Origin of the sequence: Streptomyces sp. A1277 (assembly GCF_004795015.1) — a bacterium.
Taxonomy (GTDB): Bacteria; Actinomycetota; Actinomycetes; order Streptomycetales; family Streptomycetaceae; genus Streptomyces.
Map to the genome: position 1 here is coordinate 1 of NZ_SSBI01000074.1, position 19,701 is coordinate 19,701.

Annotated in this window: 20 protein-coding genes and 2 pseudogenes; 10 read left to right on the top strand and 12 right to left on the bottom strand. The window is 72.1% G+C overall.

What is annotated here, in order from left to right; translation table 11 throughout:
* A partial coding sequence (locus E6R18_RS32430; protein WP_136320446.1) for a hydrogen peroxide-inducible genes activator occupies positions 1 to 878 on the bottom strand: 878 nt, incomplete at its 3' end.
* Positions 879 to 1,010: 132 nt separating this feature from the next.
* Here E6R18_RS32430 and E6R18_RS32435 point away from each other — a divergent pair.
* Both E6R18_RS32435 and E6R18_RS32440 read left to right on the top strand, forming a co-directional pair.
* Positions 1,011 to 1,565: a peroxiredoxin gene (locus E6R18_RS32435; protein ID WP_136320447.1), complete on the top strand. Its 555-nt coding sequence runs from the start codon at positions 1,011 to 1,013 to the stop codon at positions 1,563 to 1,565.
* A gap of 12 nt (positions 1,566 to 1,577) precedes the next feature.
* On the top strand, positions 1,578 to 2,111 hold the full coding sequence (locus tag E6R18_RS32440; protein ID WP_018550318.1) for an alkyl hydroperoxide reductase: 534 nt from the start codon (positions 1,578 to 1,580) through the stop codon (positions 2,109 to 2,111).
* A 75-nt stretch (positions 2,112 to 2,186) separates the two neighbouring features.
* Here the strand turns inward: E6R18_RS32440 and E6R18_RS32445 are convergent, their stop codons facing one another.
* From E6R18_RS32445 to E6R18_RS32460, 4 genes are all read right to left on the bottom strand, one after another.
* Positions 2,187 to 3,590 (bottom strand): AI-2E family transporter, encoded by a 1,404-nt coding sequence (locus E6R18_RS32445; RefSeq protein WP_136320448.1) that lies wholly within the window; start codon positions 3,588 to 3,590, stop codon positions 2,187 to 2,189.
* A gap of 135 nt (positions 3,591 to 3,725) precedes the next feature.
* Complete coding sequence (locus tag E6R18_RS32450) at positions 3,726 to 4,430, bottom strand: transglycosylase SLT domain-containing protein (protein WP_136320449.1); 705 nt, start codon at positions 4,428 to 4,430, stop codon at positions 3,726 to 3,728.
* A 389-nt stretch (positions 4,431 to 4,819) separates the two neighbouring features.
* Positions 4,820 to 6,142, bottom strand: coding sequence for a PhoH family protein (locus E6R18_RS32455; RefSeq protein WP_136320450.1), 1,323 nt, complete (start codon positions 6,140 to 6,142; stop codon positions 4,820 to 4,822).
* Between the two features lie 314 nt (positions 6,143 to 6,456).
* Positions 6,457 to 7,218, bottom strand: coding sequence for an isoprenyl transferase (locus E6R18_RS32460; protein ID WP_136320451.1), 762 nt, complete (start codon positions 7,216 to 7,218; stop codon positions 6,457 to 6,459).
* Positions 7,219 to 7,422: 204 nt separating this feature from the next.
* On the opposite strand from E6R18_RS32460, the gene mgrA reads away from it, so the two are divergent.
* Positions 7,423 to 8,463 carry an L-glyceraldehyde 3-phosphate reductase gene (mgrA, locus tag E6R18_RS32465; protein ID WP_136320452.1) on the top strand — a complete coding sequence of 347 codons (1,041 nt, stop codon included), beginning with the start codon at positions 7,423 to 7,425 and terminating at the stop codon, positions 8,461 to 8,463.
* A 302-nt stretch (positions 8,464 to 8,765) separates the two neighbouring features.
* On the opposite strand, the gene E6R18_RS32470 is transcribed toward mgrA, so the two are convergent.
* From E6R18_RS32470 to E6R18_RS32485, 4 genes are all read right to left on the bottom strand, one after another.
* On the bottom strand, positions 8,766 to 9,296 hold the full coding sequence (locus tag E6R18_RS32470) for a hypothetical protein (RefSeq protein WP_136320453.1): 531 nt from the start codon (positions 9,294 to 9,296) through the stop codon (positions 8,766 to 8,768).
* A gap of 58 nt (positions 9,297 to 9,354) precedes the next feature.
* Positions 9,355 to 9,813: a hypothetical protein gene (locus E6R18_RS32475; RefSeq protein ID WP_136320454.1), complete on the bottom strand. Its 459-nt coding sequence runs from the start codon at positions 9,811 to 9,813 to the stop codon at positions 9,355 to 9,357.
* A 67-nt stretch (positions 9,814 to 9,880) separates the two neighbouring features.
* Positions 9,881 to 10,681, bottom strand: coding sequence for a class I SAM-dependent methyltransferase (locus E6R18_RS32480; RefSeq protein ID WP_136320455.1), 801 nt, complete (start codon positions 10,679 to 10,681; stop codon positions 9,881 to 9,883).
* A 57-nt stretch (positions 10,682 to 10,738) separates the two neighbouring features.
* Complete coding sequence (locus E6R18_RS32485; protein ID WP_168712496.1) at positions 10,739 to 11,695, bottom strand: A24 family peptidase; 957 nt, start codon at positions 11,693 to 11,695, stop codon at positions 10,739 to 10,741.
* An 89-nt stretch (positions 11,696 to 11,784) separates the two neighbouring features.
* Between E6R18_RS32485 and E6R18_RS32490 the strand changes: the two genes are divergently transcribed.
* Positions 11,785 to 12,165 carry a DUF192 domain-containing protein gene (locus tag E6R18_RS32490; RefSeq protein WP_206308492.1) on the top strand — a complete coding sequence of 127 codons (381 nt, stop codon included), beginning with the start codon at positions 11,785 to 11,787 and terminating at the stop codon, positions 12,163 to 12,165.
* Positions 12,166 to 12,500: 335 nt separating this feature from the next.
* Positions 12,501 to 13,031, top strand: a complete 531-nt coding sequence (locus E6R18_RS32495; RefSeq protein ID WP_136320456.1) for a hypothetical protein — start codon at positions 12,501 to 12,503, stop codon at positions 13,029 to 13,031.
* 6 nt (positions 13,032 to 13,037) lie between these two features.
* On the opposite strand, the gene E6R18_RS32500 is transcribed toward E6R18_RS32495, so the two are convergent.
* Positions 13,038 to 13,637, bottom strand: coding sequence for a hypothetical protein (locus tag E6R18_RS32500; protein WP_136320457.1), 600 nt, complete (start codon positions 13,635 to 13,637; stop codon positions 13,038 to 13,040).
* Between the two features lie 225 nt (positions 13,638 to 13,862).
* On the opposite strand from E6R18_RS32500, the gene E6R18_RS32505 reads away from it, so the two are divergent.
* Entirely contained in the window at positions 13,863 to 14,366 is a 504-nt protein-coding gene (locus tag E6R18_RS32505; RefSeq protein WP_136320458.1) for a DinB family protein, read from the top strand.
* Here E6R18_RS32505 and E6R18_RS32510 read toward each other — a convergent pair whose 3' ends face one another.
* Positions 14,367 to 15,395 (bottom strand): YihY/virulence factor BrkB family protein, encoded by a 1,029-nt coding sequence (locus E6R18_RS32510; protein ID WP_136320459.1) that lies wholly within the window; start codon positions 15,393 to 15,395, stop codon positions 14,367 to 14,369.
* 164 nt (positions 15,396 to 15,559) lie between these two features.
* On the opposite strand from E6R18_RS32510, the gene E6R18_RS32515 reads away from it, so the two are divergent.
* The 4 genes and pseudogenes from E6R18_RS32515 (at position 15,560) to E6R18_RS32530 (ending at position 19,505) form a co-directional block, all read left to right on the top strand.
* Positions 15,560 to 15,991, top strand: a complete 432-nt coding sequence (locus tag E6R18_RS32515) for a hypothetical protein (protein WP_136320460.1) — start codon at positions 15,560 to 15,562, stop codon at positions 15,989 to 15,991.
* On the top strand, positions 15,988 to 16,740 hold the full coding sequence (locus tag E6R18_RS32520) for a DUF2071 domain-containing protein (protein WP_136320461.1): 753 nt from the start codon (positions 15,988 to 15,990) through the stop codon (positions 16,738 to 16,740). The genes E6R18_RS32515 and E6R18_RS32520 overlap by 4 nt, the downstream gene beginning before the upstream one ends.
* A gap of 209 nt (positions 16,741 to 16,949) precedes the next feature.
* Positions 16,950 to 17,612 (top strand): annotated as a pseudogene (locus E6R18_RS32525) (ATP-binding cassette domain-containing protein); the annotation flags it as partial.
* 321 nt (positions 17,613 to 17,933) lie between these two features.
* Positions 17,934 to 19,505 carry a VCBS repeat-containing protein gene (locus E6R18_RS32530; RefSeq protein ID WP_240799926.1) on the top strand — a complete coding sequence of 524 codons (1,572 nt, stop codon included), beginning with the start codon at positions 17,934 to 17,936 and terminating at the stop codon, positions 19,503 to 19,505.
* Between the two features lie 49 nt (positions 19,506 to 19,554).
* On the opposite strand, the pseudogene E6R18_RS35170 reads toward E6R18_RS32530, so the two are convergent.
* Positions 19,555 to 19,701 (bottom strand): annotated as a pseudogene (locus tag E6R18_RS35170) (OmpA family protein); the annotation flags it as partial.

A 19,701-nucleotide genomic window follows, 5' to 3' on the forward strand; every position in this document is an offset into this window, starting at 1 on the left:
CGGGCGGCCCCGGTCCGCATCCCCAGGGCCACCCGCCGCGCGGGGGCCGGGTCCGCGAAGTACCCCGTGGTCAGCGCCTCGTTGCGGGCGGTCTCGACGGTGACCGCGGTGCGCGGCAGCAGCGTCACCCCGAGCCCGCCGGCCACCAGCTGCACCAGCGTGGAGAGCCCGGCCGCGGTCGTGGTGACCGGCGCACCCTCCGTACGCCCGGCCTCGCGGCAGATGTCGAGCGCCTGGTCCCGCAGGCAGTGCCCCTCGTCCAGCAGTAGCAGCGGCAGCTCCCGCAGCGCCTCGCGCGGGATGTCCTCCCGCCCGCCGAGCCAGTGGCTGCGCTCCATGACCAGCACGAAGTCCTCGTCGAAGAGCGGCAGCTCGGTGACGCCCGGCACCCCGAGCGGCACCGCGAGCAGCAGCAGGTCGAGCCGTCCGGCGGCCAGCCCCTCCACCAGCGAGGAGGTCTGCTCCTCGTGCACCTGGAGGTCGAGGGCCGGGTAGCGCTCGTGGACCAGCCGCAGCACGGTCGGCAGCAGATACGGGGCGACGGTCGGGATCACACCGAGCCTGAGCACCCCGGTGAACGGCGCCCGGACCGCCTCGGCCTCCTCCATCAGCTCCCCGACGGCTTCGAGCACGACGCGCGCGCGGACCGCGAGCCGTTCCCCGGCGGGCGAGAGCAGCACCTTGCGGGTCGTACGCTCGATGAGCTGGACACCCAGTGCCTCCTCCAGCGCGGACACGGCCCCGGAGAGCGCGGGCTGACTCATCCCGATTGCGGCCGCCGCGTCCCGGAAGTGCAGATGTTCGGCGACGGCCGCGAAGGCGCGCAGCTGCGAGAGGCTGGGCTGTTTGGGCCGGTTGCCCTGATTACTCTGCGCCACTGATAGGCACCTCCGATCATCACGACCGAGTGTAGCTATTTCCGCGATCAATGCACTCTGTGCCATGGTGGTGATCGTCCAACCCTCAGGAACTCCCCCAAAAAGGGAGTTCCTACGCTGTAAGGAGAGCGCGTGCTCACTGTCGGTGACAAGTTCCCCGAGTTCGACCTGACTGCTTGCGTCTCGCTGGAGAGCGGCAAGGAGTTCGAGCAGATCAACCACAAGACCTACGAGGGCAAGTGGAAGATCGTCTTCGCGTGGCCGAAGGACTTCACCTTCGTGTGCCCCACCGAGATCGCCGCCTTCGGCAAGCTGAACGACGAGTTCGCCGACCGTGACGCCCAGATCCTCGGCTTCTCCGGCGACTCCGAGTTCGTGCACCACGCCTGGCGCAAGGACCACCCGGACCTGACCGACCTGCCGTTCCCGATGATGGCCGACTCGAAGCACGAGCTCATGCGTGAGCTCGGCATCGAGGGCGAAGACGGCTTCGCGCAGCGCGCCGTCTTCATCGTCGACCAGAACAACGAGATCCAGTTCACGATGGTGACCGCCGGTTCCGTGGGCCGTAACCCCAAGGAGGTCCTGCGGGTCCTCGACGCCCTGCAGACCGACGAGCTGTGCCCGTGCAACTGGACCAAGGGCGAGACCACCCTGGACCCGGTCGCGCTCCTCTCGGGCGAGTGAGCTGATACCGACATGGCACTCGACGAACTGAAGGCCGCCGTACCGGACTTCGCCAAGGACCTGAAGCTGAACCTCGGCTCGGTCATCGGCAACAGCGAACTCCCGCAGCAGCAGCTCTGGGGCACCGTCCTGGCCTGCGCGATCGCCTCGCGCTCGCCGAAGGTGCTGCGCGAGCTGGAGCCGGAGGCGAAGGCCAACCTCTCCGCGGAGGCGTACACCGCCGCGAAGTCGGCCGCCGCCATCATGGCGATGAACAACGTCTTCTACCGCACCCGCCACCTGCTCTCGGACCCCGAGTACGGCAACCTGCGCGCGGGCCTGCGGATGAACGTGATCGGCAAGCCGGGCGTGGAGAAGGTCGACTTCGAGCTGTGGTCGCTCGCCGTCTCCGCGATCAACGGCTGCGGCCAGTGCCTGGACTCCCACGAGCAGGTGCTGCGCAAGGCCGGCGTGGACCGCGAGACCATCCAGGAAGCCGTCAAGATCGCCTCGGTGATCCAGGCGGTGGGCGTCACCCTGGAGGCCGAGGCCGTCCTCGCCGAGTAGGAACCCGCAGTACCCTGATACGAGAAGGGCCCCGAGGACGACCGACCGTCCGAGGGGCCCTTCTTCATGTCCGCGCTACGGAGTGTCCGCGCTGCGGGTGTCCGCGCCAGGGGCATCCGGCGCGGCCTCGTCCTCGTCGCGCTCCTCGGGCGGTGAGCCGGGCGCCGGGGTCGGTGCCGCGTCGAGCGCGGTCGCCCCGTGCGGCGGCGGCGAGTGGCGGCGCGACTCCTCCTGCCCGTACGTCCGCAGGTAGCCGACCACCGTATTGGTCACCGCGACCAGCGGCACCGCGACGACCGCACCCCCGATCCCGGCGATCATGCCGCCCGCGGCGACCGAGAGCACCACGGCCAGCGGGTGCACGCGCACCGCCCGGCCCAGGATGAACGGCTGCAGGATGTGGCCCTCGATCTGCTGCACCGCGAGGACCACGAGGAGCACCATCAGCGCCGTGAACACCCCTTCGGTGACCAGGGCGACGACCACCGCCAGCGCCCCGGAGACCACCGCGCCCACGAGCGGGATGAAGGCGAAGAGGAAGATGAAGACGGCCAGCGGCACGGCCATCGGCACGTTGAGGAAGTAGATCCCGAGACCGATGAAGATCGCGTCGATCAGGGCGACGATGACCGTGCCCCGGACATAGGCGGTCAGGGTCCGCCAGGCGCGCGGTCCGGCGCCCGCGACCCCGGGCCTCGCCTGGGCCGGCACCAGCTTGAGCACCCACTGCCAGACGCGCTTGCCGTCGTAGAGCAGGAAGAGCGTCGAGAACATCGCCAGCAGCGCGCCGGTCATGAACTCCACCACGACGGTGACGCCTTGGAGGCCGGCGGTGGTGATCGCCTCGGTGTTGGTGCCGACGGTGTCGCTGAGGTTCTTCGCGATGTCGTTGATCTGCTTGTCGGTCACGTGGAACGGGCTGTCCAGCAGCCAGTTCTTCAGGTCGTCGATCCCCTTGGTCACCTTGTCGGACAGGGTGTCGATGTTGTCCATCACCTGCCACACCACGAACCAGCCGACCAGGCCCATGATGATGAAGCCCAAGACCGCGGTGACGGAGGTGGCCAGGCCCCTCGGCAGCCCGTAGCGCCTCAGCCGGGCGACGGTCGGCTGGAGCAGCGCGGTGACGAGCAGCGCGGCGACGAAGGCCAGCACCACCAGCTGCACCGCGCTGATGACCCGCATGAGCACCCACAGGGTGCCCGCGAGCACGAGGAGCCGCCAGCCCGCCTCGGCCGCGACCCGCATCCCCCAGGGGATCGCCGCGACCGGATCGGGACGCGCGGCGACGGAGGGCGCGTACGTGGGCGGGGCCGGCACCTGGTCGACGACCTCGTCCTTCCCCGCCGACGCGGGCCCGTGCGGGTCCCCGAGCAGGGGGTCGTCGGCCTCCGACTCCGCCCGTCGTTCGTCAAGGCGCTCGCTCAGCCTGCTCAGTTCAGCACCCAGTGTTCCGAGCCACCCCGGCAGTTTCGACATAACGGTTCCTCTACCCCCGTCCGCTCTCCCCACCGCTCCCCCGGGAGCGGTCCCGCATGACCGTACACGCGCGAAGCCCCTCACCGTAGGACGGCGAGGGGCTTCGCGAGGTTGAGACCTGAACCTCGGAAGGTTCTAGTACGAGTGGTGGACCAGCCAGAAGGACCAGGCACCGCACGGGCTGCCGTACCGGCCGTTCATGTAGCTGAGGCCCCACTTGATCTGGGTGGCCGGGTTGGTCTGCCAGTCGGCGCCGGCGGAGGCCATCTTGGAGCCGGGCAGCGCCTGGACGAGGCCGTAGGCGCCGGAGGACGGGTTGCTCGCCCGGTAGTTCCACGTCGACTCGTGGGTCACGATGTTGCTGAAGCACTGGAACTGGTCGGCGGGCACGATCTGACGCGCGATCGCCTGGATCTCGGCCACCGTGTAGGAGCCCTGGGCGGCGAACGTGGCGGTGGAGCGGACCTCGGAGCGGCTGGCGCGCTCGGCGGCGTCCTTCTTCGCCTGGCGGTCGCGCTCCAGCTTGTCCTCGGCCGCCTGCTTCTTCGACTTGGCGTCCTTGGCGGCCTGGATACGGGCCGATTCCTCCGCGGACTTCCTCGCGGCGGCGTCGGCGGCGGACGCCTGCGCATCGGCCTGCTGCGTCAGCGACGCGGTCTGAACCTGGGCCTGCCGGCCCGCGGGAATGTCGGCGAGCAGCGTGGTGTCGGCTGCGGTCGCCTCGAAGTTGTTGTCGTCGGCAGCAGGAGTGCCGCCCGATGCAACGCCCACGACGGCGCCGACGGTGGTGACCGCAGTGGCAGATGCCACGGCGAACCCCCGGACCGAGATCCGGCTCACACGGTGTCCTTCCAGCGTCGCCCGCTTAGGTGACCTCGCGGGCGCAATCGTGCCCCTGGCACTGGCCTCCCTACTGCTTGGGTCACGGGAGGCACGGGCCCGGTGGGCGACTCCCCGAAGGGAGCGCCGCGTGGTACTCGCGGGCGGCATACGGACGGCGGTTGTTGAGTTGTGTGATGCGTGGCGCCTCAGGAGGTGCCGGTGTGCCGTATGCGGGGCCTGACGGAAGCAAGACTCTGCCGGAACGGGACACCGGGAAGCAATTCTCCGTTGCGTGTGAAAGCTCACACCTCGTTTGGCGCACCTGAATTACGGAAAAGGCGCCGCAACACGATGCCGCCCGGCTAAGCTCCTTGGCCCGCCGGGCGGCATCAACGTCCCAACCCGTATCAGATCTGACCTTCCTCCAGCATTTCGGTCACCAGGGCGGCGATGCGGGAGCGCTCGGATCGCGTGAGCGTCACGTGCGCGAAGAGCGGGTGCCCCTTCAGCTTCTCGACCACGGCGACCACGCCGTCGTACCGGCCGACCCTGAGGTTGTCCCGCTGCGCCACGTCATGGGTGAGCACGACGCGCGAATTCGTGCCGATCCTGGACAACACGGTCAGCAGGACGTTCCGTTCGAGCGACTGGGCCTCGTCGACGATCACGAAGGCGTCGTGCAGGGACCGGCCCCGGATGTGGGTGAGCGGCAGGATCTCCAGCATGCCGCGTCCCAGCACCTCTTCGATCACCTCGCGTCCGGAGACGGCCGAGAGCGTGTCGAAGACGGCCTGCGCCCAGGGGCTCATCTTCTCGGCCTCGCTGCCGGGGAGATAGCCGAGCTCCTGCCCGCCCACCGCGTACAGCGGCCGGAAGACCATCACCTTCTTGTGCTGCCCGCGCTCCAGCACCGCTTCGAGGCCGGCGCAGAGCGCGAGGGCGGACTTGCCGGTGCCGGCCCGGCCGCCCAGCGACACGATCCCGACCTCCTGGTCCAGCAGCAGGTCCAGGGCGATGCGCTGTTCGGCGCTGCGGCCGTGGATGCCGAAGGCTTCCCGGTCGCCGCGCACGAGGCGCACCTGCCCGTCGGGCGTCACCCGGCCGAGCGCCTTGCCCCGTTCGGACTGGAGGACCAGGCCGGTGTGCACGGGCAGGTCGGCGGCCTCGGGGACGTAGAGCGTCTCCTCGGCGAAGAGCAGGTCGACCTGGTCGGCGGCGAGGGGCAGTTCCGCCATGCCCGTCCAGCCGGAGTCGGTGATCGCGAGTTCGGCGCGGTACTCCTCGGCGAGGAGGCCGACCGAGGACGCCTTGATGCGCAGCGGGAGGTCCTTGGAGACGACCGTGACGTCGTACCCCTCGGCCTGGAGGTTGCGCGCGACCGCGAGGATCCGTGAGTCGTTGTCCCCCAACCGGTAACCGGCGGGCAGGACGCCGGGATCGGAGTGGTTGAGCTCGACGCGGAGCGTCCCGCCCAGGTCCCCGAGGGGGATCGGGGCGTCCAGCCGGCCGTAGCGGACCCGGAAGTCGTCCAGCAGGCGCAGGGCCTGGCGGGCGAAGTAGCCGAGCTCCGGATGGTGCCGTTTGGCCTCCAGTTCCGTGACCACGACGACCGGGAGCACGACTTCGTGCTCGTCGAAGCGGGCCATGGCGTTCGGATCGGCCAGCAGGACGCTGGTGTCGAGAACATAGGTGCGCCTGTCGGGCATGCGGCGCTTTGTACTGGTCACCACGGAAGGACGTACCCCCTCGGACGAGGTTGGGGTGCGACGGCGTCGCGGAGCATCCCAATGGGAGAGGACGGACCGGGCTCCGGCCACCTTGCGCGGGCCGAGCGCCGGCCCTCCGCGTCAGCCGCACTGTGTGTACGGTCCTTCGTGTGCAAAGGGCCTCCCGGGCGAGCGGACTCCATGCCGCTCACTTGGACACGGCACCCGCCTGGTTGATGACCGGGCGCCGACCTGTCAGGGATATGCCCTCGAACGCGCCCGGCCATGCCGACCCGCCCACTTCCGGGGGAAGGCCGTGCGGGCGGGGCGGTGGCGGCTCAGCCGCCGTAGCGGCGGTGGCGGGCGGCGTAGTCGCGCAGGGCCCGCAGGAAGTCGACCCGGCGGAAGGCCGGCCAGAAGACCTCGCAGAAGTAGTACTCCGAGTGCGCGCTCTGCCAGAGCATGAACCCGGACAGCCGCTGCTCGCCGCTGGTGCGGATGACGAGGTCCGGGTCGGGCTGGCCGCGCGTGTAGAGGTGCTCGGAGATCAGGTCGGTGGAGACGATCTCGGCGAGGTCCTCGAAGGAGGTGCCCTTGGCGGAGTGGTCCAGGAGCAGCGAGCGCACCGCGTCGGCGATCTCCTGGCGGCCCCCGTAGCCGACGGCGACGTTGACCAGTATCCCGTCGATCCCGATCGTGGCCTGTTCGGCCTCCTTGAGGACCGTCTGGGTGTGGGAGGGCAGCAGGTCGAGTGTGCCGACGTGGTGGACGCGCCAGCGGCCGTCCGCCGCGAGGCCGCGCACGGTGTTCTCGATGATGCCGAGCAGGGGCGTCAGCTCGGACTCGGGCCGGTCGAAGTTGTCCGTGGACAGCAGCCAGAGCGTGACGACCTCGACGTCGGTCTCACTGCACCAGCCGAGGAGTTCCTTGATCTTGTCGGCCCCGGCCTGGTGGCCCTCCGCCGCCGTGCCGCCGGACGCCTTGGCCCAGCGCCGGTTGCCGTCGAGGATGACACCGATGTGCTTGGGCACCTGGGCGTGATCGAGGCGGGCCTCCACCCGGCGCGCGTAGAGCCCGTACACCAGGTCGCGCAAGTTCACTGAGTCCACCTCTCGGTTCCGTGCGGGCCCGCCGGCCCCTTCACCCGGGGGCCGGGGTCGTCCCCCGGGGATCGGATCGCCGCACTGGAAGGGGGCGGATCGCCCCGCCGTGTCATGGCAGTCCCGTCAGGGCCACCACATTACTGCGCAGCCGCCGCACCGGCCCAACCCGGCCTGTCACAAGTCCGTGATAAGCAGAGAATCGTGACTGATTCCTCTTCCTCCTACCGGGCCGCCGGATCGCGCTACGACTCCATGGAGTACCGGCGCAGCGGACGCAGCGGCCTCAAGCTCCCGGCCGTCTCGCTCGGCCTGTGGCACAACTTCGGCGACGACCGCACGCTCGACTCCCAGCGCGCCATCCTGCGCCGCGCCTTCGACCTCGGCGTGACCCATTTCGACCTGGCCAACAACTACGGCCCGCCGCCCGGCTCGGCCGAGCTGAACTTCGGCAAGCTCTTCCGGCAGGACTTCGCCCCGTACCGGGACGAGCTGCTGATCTCCACCAAGGCGGGCTACGAGATGCACCCCGGCCCGTACGGGGAGTGGGGCTCGCGCAAGTACCTGCTGTCGTCGCTGGACGCCTCGCTGAAGCGGATGGGTCTGGATTACGTCGACGTCTTCTACTCGCACCGCTTCGACCCGGACACTCCGCTGGAGGAGACGATGGGGGCGCTGGCCTCCGCCGTGCGCCAGGGCAAGGCGCTGTACGTGGGGGTGTCCTCGTACAACTCCGCGCAGACCGCCGAGGCGGCGCGGCTGCTGCGGGAGATGGGGGTGCCTGCCCTGATCCACCAGCCGTCCTACTCGATGATCAACCGCTGGACCGAGGACGACGGGCTGCTGGACACGCTGGAGGCGGCCGGTATGGGCTGCATCTCGTTCGTGCCGCTGGCCCAGGGCCTGCTGACCGGGAAGTACCTGAACGGCGTACCGGAGGGCTCGCGGGCCACGCAGGGCAAGTCGCTCGACCCGGGTCTGCTGTCGCGGGAGGTGGTGCGCCGGCTGAACGGGCTGGACGGCATCGCGCGCCGCCGGGGCCAGTCGCTCGCCCAGCTGGCCCTGAAGTGGGTGCTGCGCGACAGCCGTATGACGTCGGCTCTGATCGGCGCGTCCCGGGTGGAGCAGCTGGAGGAGAACGTCGCGGCGCTGGCGGGTCCGGAGCTGTCGGCCGCGGAGCTGAAGGAGATCGACGCCTTCGCCGTGGACACCGAGGGCACCAACATCTGGGCCGGACGGGGCTGAGAACCCCGGGCCGCCCGGCGCGGGCCGGGACCGGGGGTGTCTTGCCGATCAGGGCACAAAAAACGGGCCGGTCCGTGGGGGGGGGTTACGGACCGGCCCGAGGGGGGGGGGTTCCACCATAACCCTTCGTAAGTGATGGTGGGTGCCGCGGCGCGAAATAATTACTCTCCGAGAGTGCGAGGCTCCGCTCCGGGCGCGGGATCGGGGCCCGCGCACGCCCCGGACCTGCGCGAACGTCTCGGGGCGCCGGTCTGGCGCCGGAAACGCCCGCAGGACGTCCACAGGATGTCCACATTCCGCCGTCAGTGGCCGCCCTTCGGCTTCACGCAGCCGGTGCCTTCCATGTAGCGGCCGTGGGCCTCGGCGTTGACGAGTCCATTGACCATGCCGTCCAGCGAGCCCTTCACGCACAGGGTGCCGAGGGACAGGATGAACGAGGTGCGGTGCGGCCCGAAGGACCCGGTGGTGATCGCCTCGTCGGCGTATCCGAGCCCGGTGAGCGCCCGGTGGACCGTGGCCTCGGTGGATTTGCGCCCTTCCGCGGTCCCGGCGAGCCCCTGCTTCACCTTCGCCACCTCGGCCTCGCCCCTGGCCCGGTCCGCGTCCGACAGGTCGAGGGTGGACTGGAAGGCGTGGTTCTCGGCGTAGTGCGGGTTGGCGTCGCCGGGGCCCTCCCCGTCGTACGGGCTCGCGGCGGCGGGTGACGGGCTGCTCCCCGGGTCCGCGGCGTTCTCGTCGTGGGCCAGCTCCGTGCCGCAGCCCGCGAGGGCCGCGCCCAGCAGGAGCGCGGTCGCGCCGGTGAGAAACGGGGAGGTACGTCTCGCTGCGCTCATGGGTACGAGTATGGAACACGAACCCGCTTGCCCCGGGGGCGCGTTGGTGCGCCCGCCGTCAGGTCGCGGCGGCCGCGCCCCGGTGTCCCCGGGTGAAGCGGATGCCCACGGTGTCGCCGCCGACGACCACGAATCGGCCGCCCTCGCAGCGGATGACGGCCTCGTGGACCTCGCCCCGCTCATCGCGCCGCTCGTCGGTGCTCAGCACCGTCCACCCTCCTTCGGGGGGCTGCGGCAGGGCGGCCACGGCGGCGTACTCCCACTGGGCGGCGGGGACGCACCAGTCGGGCAGGTGCGGCCAGGTGCCGGCGCCGACGTGCAGGGTGCCGTCGGAGGCGCAGGTCAGGAGCACCGACTGCCCGTCGTCCAGGAGGAACGCGACGGCCTCCGGCTCGCCCATGCGGCCCTCCGGGCGGTAGAAGATGCCGAGCACGCCGACGATCCTGGCCCCCCTGAGCCACTCGGCCTTGCCCTGGCGCGGGCCGCGTGTGGCGTCCCCGTCGTTGCCGGCGTCCATGGCCTGCTCCTTCCCCGAGCGCTCAGCGAACAGAGTGCCATCCTTCGGGCCCCCGAGGGCATCGGTCTCACCCGGGTTTGCGGGCCTCGATCAGGAAGCGGGTGGTGTGGGCGACGAACGGCCCCTCGGTCTCCAGCCGGTGGTGCAGCTCGGCCAGCCGGGGCCGGTACTCCGCCACGGTGAAGCCGGGCACCATCCAGATCACCTTGCGCAGGAAGTAGACCACGGCGCCGATGTCGAAGAACTCGGTACGCAGCCGCTCCGCCCGCAGACCGACCACGTCGAGCCCGGCCGCCTCGGCGTCGGCGCGGGCCCGCTCCGGGTCGCGGGCCCCGCGCACCTGAGGGGGCTGCGGCCCGAGGAAGTACTCGACCAGTTCGAAGACGCTGGCCGGGCCCACCTGCTGGGAGAAGTACGTGCCGCCGGGGGCCAGTACCCGGGCGATCTCCTCCCACCAGGTGGTCACCGGATGACGGCTGACCACCAGGTCGAAGGCCGCGTCGCCGAACGGCAGCGGCGGCTCGTCCGCGTCCGCGACGACCACGGCCCCGCGCGGGTGCAGCAGCGCGGTGGCGCGGGCGATGTTGGGCGGCCAGGACTCGGTGGCGACGGTCAGCGGCGGCAGCCGCGGCACCGAGGCCAGCACCTCTCCCCCGCCCGTCTGGATGTCGAGCGCGGCCCGCGCCCGCCCCATCCGCTTCCCCATCGCCCGGGCGTACCCCCAGGAGGGGCGCGCCTCGGTGGCCCGCCCGTCGAGCCAGGAGAAGTCCCAGCCGGCCACGCAGACGGTGTCGGCCTCCGTGACCAGGGCCTCGAACCGGGCGGCCTCGCCGGGCAGGGGCGCGTTGTCGTCGGGTGCTGCGGGCATGCGGGCCATGGTGGCAGGGGCGGCCGCCGGGCGCGACGCGATTACGCCGGCGGGCGGTCAGGCCGCCAGGCCGCCCAGCAGGAGGCCCAGCAGCGCCCCGGCGATCATGAACGGGCCGAACGGGATGCCCGTCCTGCGCCCCGCGCGCCGCAGCACGACGAGCGCCACCCCGTACACCGCGCCGAGCAGGAAGCCCGCGAAGCCGCCGGCGAACACCACGGCCCAGCCGTACCAGCCGAGGACCGTGCCCAGCGAGAGGGCGAGCTTGACGTCGCCGAAGCCCATGCCGTTCGGGTTGACGAGGAAGAGCAGGAGGTAGAAGCCGCCGAGGACGAGCCCGCCGAGCAGGGCGGAGAGCCAGGAGCCCGCGTGTTCCGGCAGGAGCGCCGCGAGGCCCAGGAGCGCGGCGGCCGCCACGGCGGCCGGCAGGGTGAGCCCGTCCGGCAGCCGGTGGACCCGGTGGTCGATGCTCGCGAGGAGCACGGCGACCGGGGCGAGCACCAGCCAGACGGCCAGCTCGGGCCGCGTCCCGGTGGCGCAGGCGAGGGCGGCGCAGACGAGGGCGGTCACGACGGGGGCGAGCAGGTGGGGGGCGTAACGGGCACCGGGCGGAAGCGGGTCGGCGCGGGGCGGCCCGTCGGCCGGTTCGGGGGCGGGCGGTACGGGCCCGGGAGGCGGAGGCGGGTCGGCGCGGGGCGCAGCTGGCCGATGGACATCGGGCCCTGGACGCGGATGCGGCTGAGGCCCGTCGGCCGGTTCGGGGGCGGGCGGTACGGGCCCGGGCTCGGCGGCCTCCGCGCCCGTCCGCACGCCTTCGGCCGGTGTCCCCGCGCAGGCGGCGCAGCGGGTGGAGCCGAGCCAGGCCCGGGCGGGCCCGGTGAGGGGGTGTCCGGCCGGACAGGCGTCCCGCCGGGGTTCGCCGGGCCGGACGGAGAACCGGTAGGCGGCGCGTGGGACCAGCAGTCCGGTCGCGGCGCCCCAAAGAGCGGCGACCCCTATCAGCATGGCGTACACCGCACCGATCCTAGGGCCCCGCAGGGGTGTTGGGGCCTGCGTGCCGATTCGGCCCCCGGCGGGCGGCGGGCGCCGCTACGGTCGTCGCCATGGCTCGATGGCGCGATGGCACGGGAACCCTGACGATCACGGACCGGGACGGGGTGACGGAGACCCGGGTGCCGCTGCGGATCGCGGCCTCCTACCGGCACCGTGCGCGCGGGCTGCTCGGCCGGGACGGCATCGACGGGGCGCTGATGATCACGCCGTGCGGGAGCGTGCACTCCTTCCGGATGCGGTTCACGATCGATGTGGCCTATCTGGACCGGAGGTTCAACGTCCTGGCGGTGCACACGATGAGGCCGGGACGCCTCGGTCTGCCCCGGCTGCGGGGCCGCCATGTGATCGAGGCGGAGGCCGGGGCGATGGCGGCGTGGGGGCTGCGGCCGGGCATCCAGGTGCGGATCACGCAGGCCGGTGAGCGGCCGTGAAATCGGCCGGCTCCTTGGGCCCAACGCCTCTGGCTGGGACTGGAATTGGGGCCGGGGGCCGGGCCGGGCAGGCCCCGCCGCCGTACGCTCGCGCCACACCCGGGTCCTGCGGCACGCGCGGCGGGGCGGGGACGGGCGTCGGAGGGGGCACACCGTGAGCGGTGGCAGGGGCGCGGGGCGAGGGGCATGGGTCCGACCGGGGCGGCAGGGGCGCGGGGCATGGGCCCGACCGGGGCGGCAGGGGCGCGGGGCATGGGTCCGACCGGGGCGGCAGGGGCGCGGGGCGAGGGCGCGGTGACGGGGCGGGGGGCGACGGTTCCGGGAGTGAGGGTCCCTTGAGCGTGTTCTTCCCGCTGGCCCGCAGCCGGGTCGCCGGGACGGTCGTCCACCTCGCCGTCGGCTACCTGGTCTCGCGCGGGCTCGTCGGCATGCCGGCCACCGACGCGCGGCTGGACCGATTCGGCCGGCGGCTGGGCCTGTTGCACGTGCCCGCCGTCCTGGCCGCCGCACTGACCGTGCTCGCCGCCGTCCGGGTGCTGCCCGAGGAGCAGCGCGAGTCCAGGACGCTGTACGTGTCGGCCGCCCTCGGCGTCCCGCTGGGCGCCCTGTGCTACGGCTACGCCGTGGGCTCGCAGGTCGTCGGGATCGAGGGCGTCGTGATGCCCGTCGTGGCGGTGGCGACCGGGACGGTGGTGGGCCTGGGCGTGGACCGGCTGATGGAGGAGGGCGACTCGGGGCCGACGGCCGCCCCGTATCTCCGGCGGGACGGCGGCGCCACCGCCACGGAGTACCTCGGCGTGATCGTGCCGGCCGCCGCCGTCGTCGCGGTGCTGGTCGCGGCCGGGGTGGCCGGGGGCATCACGTAGGCCCGCTCAGCGGTTGGGCACGTCACTGCCGTAGACGACCCAGGGTGACTGCTCGAAGGAGTTCACGCCGGACAGCTGCGGCTGGGCGGCGGCCACTTCCGGCAGGACGGCGAGCGTGTCGGGCCAGCAGTCGAAGTACACCGTCCCCTTGACGATGAAGCCGTGCCAGTCGGTCGCCGCCGACGCGCCCTCGCGGTCGACCACGAAGCCGACGCAGAGCAGCGAGGCCCGGCCGATCGCCTCCCGTACCGCGCGCAGGGCATGCTCCTGGTCGGCGCGGCTCAGCGAGCCGAGCGTGAAGCGCAGCCCCACCGTCCCGTCATCGCCGCGTCTGATGCGGGCCGGTATCCCGGCCCCGCTGTCCAGCCAGAGCAGGAAGTCGACCCGGTCCAGGCGCTGCAGACCGGCCAGCAGCACGAGCTGGTCCCGGGTCACCCAGGACTGCGTGCCCGAGGGCTCGGCGCCGGGGCTGAGCAGGGTGATGCGGCGGGTGACCGGATGGTGCGCCCGCACACCCGCCGCCTCCAGGTCGCCGAGCAGGGACTCGGCGTCGGGGCGGCTCCAGCACAGGTGGTACGAGGAGAAGAATCCGTCACTCGTCAACACGTCACCTCATGAAGTACGGGCAGCCCTCCGAGCCCGTTCCGGGCGGGTGGCGGCGGTGCGGGTGGCCGGGAGGTGTCTCGCGGGTGGCCTGTTCCCGAGGGTAGGCGCACCCCTGGTCCGGAGCGTGGGCCCAGGGGCCCACGGGCGGGCCCCATGTGCCCGGTGTCCCGCGTCCGACGCAAATGCCGTGGACAACACCGCGCCGCCCGGACAGGCTGGGCGGCGATGACACGCACAGATTCGCCTCCCGCATGGGACGAGCGCACCCAGCTGACCACCTTCCTCGACTACGCCCGCGCCACCGCGGTCGCCAAGTGCGAGGGCCTCTCGCAGGAGGACGCCGTCAGGGCGCCGCTGCCCGGCTCGCCCCTGATGACGCTCGCGGGGATCGTCCACCATCTGCGCTGGGTCGAGTACTTCTGGTTCGAGGTCGCGTTCCTCGGCGGTGCGGACGAGGGGCCCTGGACGGACGAGGACCCGGACCGCGAGATGCGGATCGCCGTCGACATGCCGCTCGCCGACGTGCTCGGGGAGTACGAGGAGCAGAGCGCCCGCTACCGGGAGCTCGTCGCGGCCCATGACCTGGACACCCCGGCCCGGCACCCGCGCAGGGACGGCCGCCGCCCCGATCTGCGCTGGGTCCTCCTGCACCTCATCGAGGAGACCGCCCGGCACAACGGGCACATCGACATCATCCGGGAGATCGTCGACGGCACGACGGGCGACTGATCAGGCGGGCTCGTCCCGGAGTGCGGAGCCGCGCCGGGCCCGGTTCAGCTCGACGTTGAACTGGGCACCGGTCAGCAGCGCGAGGTTGGCGAGCCACACCCAGATCAGGAACACCACAAGCCCCGCCAGTGAGCCGTACAGCCGGCTGTAGGAGCCGATGTACGTGGCGTACAGCGCGAATCCCGCCGAGGCGACCAGCCACAGCAGCGCCGCCAGCATCCCGCCGGGCAGCGCCTGGCGGGCGCGGCGCGCCGGTTCCGGGCCGGTCCGGAAGAGGACCGTGATCAGGGCGGCGACCAGGCAGAGCAGCAGCGGCCACTTCAGCACACCCCACACCGCGTCCCCCACGTGTGTCAGCCCCAGCCGGTGCCCGAGCCAGCGCGCCAGCGGCCCGGTGAGCACGAGGGCGAACGCGCTGGTCATCATCAGCAGCAGCAGTCCGATCGCGGACGCGACGATGATGTGCGCCTTGCGCAGGGCGGGCCGGTTGTCCTTCACGCCGTGCATCGCGTGCTGGGCCCGCCGGAACACGGCCAGATAGCTGGACGCGGACCACACCGCGCTGACCGTCCCGGTCCCCACGAGCAGCCAGACGGCGGTGCGCTGCTGGGTGGCCGCCTCCAGCGGCTGCCGCAGCGCGGCGGCGGCCTCGGCCGGGGCGAAGGCGGTGATGTCGGTGATCAGCGCGCCGGTGGCGCCGGGGTTGGCGAGCCCGATGACGGACACGGTCACCAGCAGGGCGGGGAGCAGGGCCAGGATGGCGTAGTACGTGAGGGCTGCCGCCCAGTCCGAGATGTCGTCGTTCCAGAGTGAGACGGGCGTCCGCCGCAACGCGAGCGGCCAGAGCCGCGCGGACCTCTCGGGGCGGGCGCCGGCGGGGCGGGGCGGCTCGGGGGCGCCGCCCGCCGCCGGGCTGTCGGGCTCAGCGGCTCTCGCGGGGCGGTCGGCCTCCGGGGCGGCGGGGCCGGAGGGCTCGGACGGGTGGTGGGGCGGGGCCCCGGCGGCGGGGCCGCTGGACTTGCTGGACACGGTTGCGACTCCGGGGCGTAGGAGGGGCACGGGGGCGCGGAGCGGTGGCGGGGGCTTGCGGTACGGGGCGCCCCTGCCTCTCCTCTTCTGCTCGGCTTCCCGCCCGGTACACCGCATTCGTCGGGCGAGCGGCCGTTGTCTGAGCCCGGTCGTACGCTTCCCCCATGAGCGTCTCCCTCTACTACACCGCGCGCCGCGCGACCCCGCTGACCGAGACCGAGTCGGCCGCCGTCGCACGCGTCGTCGCCGCGCACCGGACGTCGTTCCCGTACGAGGACGAGGAGAGCCTCTACGTGTACGACCCGCGGACGACGGAGCCCGAGCGGATCCTCGACGGCTCCACCAAGATGCCGTTCGACCCCGGCCGCCTGATGCCCGTGATCGCCCATGTGCTGGACTCCCTCACGGAGTTGCGCCGCGCCCTGCCCGACGCCGACTGGCACGTGCACATGGACGACCTCGACATCCCGTGGGACGAGGCCGAGGGGTACGCCCTGCCCGGGATGCGCGACGCGGACCTGGCCGCGGAGCTGTCGGCGGCGGGCCGGGACGCCATGGGGGACGCGCCGGGCGGCCGTGCCACGCTGGGCCCGTGACGACGCCCGCGCCCCTCACGCCCGACGCCCCCGGCGCCCTGCGCCGTCCGCTCCTCACCCAGCAGTGGCTCGATCTCTGCTTCGTCCACTGGGCCGTGGAGCCGGGGGCGGTGGCGGGGCTGCTGCCCCCGGGGACGGTGCCCGACACGTTCGACGGGGTCACGTACGTCGGTCTTGTGGCCTTCCGGATGCACCGGGTGGGGTGGCTGGGGCTGCCGGGTGTGCCGTATCTCGGCTCGTTCCCCGAGACGAACGTCCGCCTGTACTCGGTCGACGGGCAGGGGCGGCGCGGGGTCGTCTTCCGCTCGCTGGACGCGTCGCGGCTGATCCCCGCGGCGATGGGCCGGCTCGCCTTCCGCCTGCCGTACGCGTGGTCCCGGATGAGCCTCGACGCCGATGGCGACACCGTCACGTACACCAGCTCGCGCCGCGCGCCCGGCCCTCGCGGCGCGTACAGCCGCATCACCGTGCGCCCCGGCGAACGCATCGGCCACCCCACGGAGTTGGAGCACTTCCTCACCGCCCGCTGGGGCCTGCACCAGGCATTCCTCGGCCGCACGGCATACCTGCGCAACGACCACCCCCGCTGGCCCCTGCACCGCGCGGAACTGCTCGTCTGCGAGGAGAACCTGATCGAGGCGGCCGGCCTGCCCGCCCCGCGCGACGCCCCGGTCAGCGTGCTGTACTCCCCCGGCGTCCCGGTCCGTCTGGGCGGCCCGGCCCGGCCGGCGGCCACGCCGACGCCGTGACCTGCGGGGCGCTCGCACGTGCCCAAAACGGCTTGCGGGGCCACAAGCGCTCCTCCTACCGTCGTGTGCATGGGTTCCCTGTGACAGTCCCCGTGCGCCTGCGTTGAGCTCGGCTCCGCAGGCGCGCTCTCCTGCGCATCCGCGCATTCGCGTGCCGCGCATCCGCGCGCCCGCGTGCCGATCGGCCCGGGCCGAGAACAGGGGGCTCCATGCACACTGCACAGCTATCTCTCCAGAACGTCACCCGCCGCTACGACGACCACGTCGTGCTGGACGACATCACCTTCAGCGTCAAGCCGGGCGAGCGGGCCGGCGTCATCGGCGACAACGGGGCCGGGAAGTCCACCCTGCTGCGTCTGGTCGCCGGGCAGGACCGGCCCGACAACGGTGAGCTGACCGTGGTCGCGCCGGGCGGTGTCGGCCATCTCGCCCAGTCGCCGGCCCTGCCGCCCGGGGCCACCGTCCAGGACGCGGTGGACGCGGCGCTCGCCGATCTGCGGACCCTGGAGGCGCGGATGCGCAGGGCCGAGGCCCGGCTCGCGGGCCTGGCCGGGGCGGAGCTGCCCGCCGCGCTGGAGGAGTACGCCGGGCTGGTCGCCCGGTACGAGGCGCGGGCCGGTTACGAGGCCGACGCGCGGGTGGACATCGCCCTGCACGGGCTCGGCCTGCCGGGCCTGGCGCGCGACCGGGCCCTGTCCACGCTGTCGGGCGGCGAGCGGTCGCGGCTCGCGCTGGCCGCGACGCTGGCGTCCCAGCCGGAGCTGCTGCTGCTGGACGAGCCGACGAACCACCTCTCCCCCGCCCTGGTGGAGGAGCTGGAGGGCGCCCTGGCCGGCTTCCGGGGCGCGGTGGTCGTGGTCACCCACGACCGCCGACTGCGGGTCCGCTTCCGCGGCAGGCGGCTGGAACTGGACGGTGGGCGGGTGGTGGAATGCACGGAGGCGGCATGATTGGCTGATACGCCATTGGTTCGATGGCTGAAATCAGCCCCCTCCAAAGGGGTCCGGTACCGGTCATACGAACACCAGCTGATTTACGTCTGAACCACTCCTGTCCCGCTGGTCACACACTCATGGACAACCCCTGGGGGGGCTTTGCACCTGTCTTCACTGAAATCCGGTCGCGCCGGTCGCGCACGCTCGAAGCGCGCGAGCCGGATAGCGGCCTGCACCGCGCTCGTCCTCTCCGCCGGCATGCTGCTGGCGGCTCCGGCCTCGGCCGACGACGCGAAGGGCGCCGACGCGCCGAAGGCCGTCGGCTCGACGCCGCGCATGGACATCACCGGCGACGGCAAGAGCGACATCCTCTACCAGACCAGGGAGGGATATCTGTTCCAATCGGTGGGCACGTCGGTCGCGGACTACCCCTTCGAGTTCCACGACCCCAATGACCCCGGTAATCGGATCGTGTACAAGGACATCATCGCTCCGGGTGATCTGCAGGGTGACGGCCAGCCCGAGCTCCTCACCCTGACGGCGTCCGGCACGCTCACCCTGCACCCGTGTGTGGGCATGGACCCGACGGGGGGCCGTCCCACCTGGTCCGGGGAGGGTTGGCAGAAGTACAACAAGATCGTCGCGCCGGGCGACCTGACCGGCGACGGTCACAACGACCTCATCGCGCGTACGCCCTCCGGCGACGTCTATCTCTACGTCTCCACCGGGCGCATCGAAGGCCAGCCCTTCGAACCCGCCGTCAAGGTGGCCTCCGGCTGGGACGCGTACGACCAGATCGTCGGCATGAACGACTCCACCGGCGACGGGATCGGCGATGTCGTCACCCGGACCCCCGCCGGTGATCTGTACTTCCACGCCGGCACCGGGGACCCGTCGAAGCCCTTCAAGGCACCGTTCAAGATCGGCTACGGGTTCGACACCTACAACCAGCTCGTGGGTGTCGACGACGTCAACGGGGACGGCAACGGCGACCTCATGGGCCGCCAGGCGAACGGCGACACGTACATCTACCGCTTCTCCGGCTACGGCCACTACCGGGCGAGGATCCCCGGCACCTTCGGGTGGCAGAAGGCGGCCATGTTCGTCGGGGCGGGCGGCAACCCGGACTTCGGCAAGCGCAGCGTCATGGGGGTCACCTCCGATGGCTCCGGTTACTGGTACGACTCCAAGAACAACGGTGAGTTCTTCGCCCGCGAGAGCCGGAACGCCTTCCCCGAGGGGTGGGTGCGGGTCGCCTCCTCCCTCGGCGACGACGGGCGGGCCGACAATCTCTGGGTGCGCAACGGCATTCTGTACATCGCGGGCCACCGGATCGGCGACGGCTGGGACGTCTACAACGACCTCATCGGCCCCGGCGACCTGAGCGGTGACGGCGCGGGCGACATCCTCGCGCGTGACGCCGAGGGCGACCTGTTCCTGTACCAGGGGAACGGCCTCGGCACCGCGCTCGCGGCGAAGGTCAAGGTGGGCTACGGCTACGACACGTACCGTCACATCGTCGGCGCCGGGGACCTCACGGGTGACGGCCGGGCGGACGTGGTGGCCGTCGCCAAGGACGGGACGCTGTACCTGTACGAGGGCACGGGCAAGGCGTCCGCGCCGCTGAAGGCGCGCGTGAAGATCGGCTCCGGCTTCGACATCTACAGCAAGTTCGCCGCGGTCGGCGACCTCAACGGTGACGGCAAGACCGACCTGGTCGGGGTCAACGGCTACGGCGACCTGTATCGCTACACGTCCACCGGGACGGGCGAGCTCAGCAAGCGCGTACAGATCGGCTACGGCTTCAACATCTACAAGGCCCTGTACTGATCCCCCGCGCGGCGGCGGCCGGGTGCCGGCCGCCGCCGCGCGGTACCGGTCAGCTCTGGGCGCCGCTCTCCCCGCGCTGGAAGGAGACCTCCACGCGCCGGTTCTTCCTGCGGCCCTGCTCGTCGTCATTGCTGGCGATCGGGTAGTCCTCGCCGTAGCCCCGGATCTCGAACGTGATCCCGCTGCCGCTCAGCGC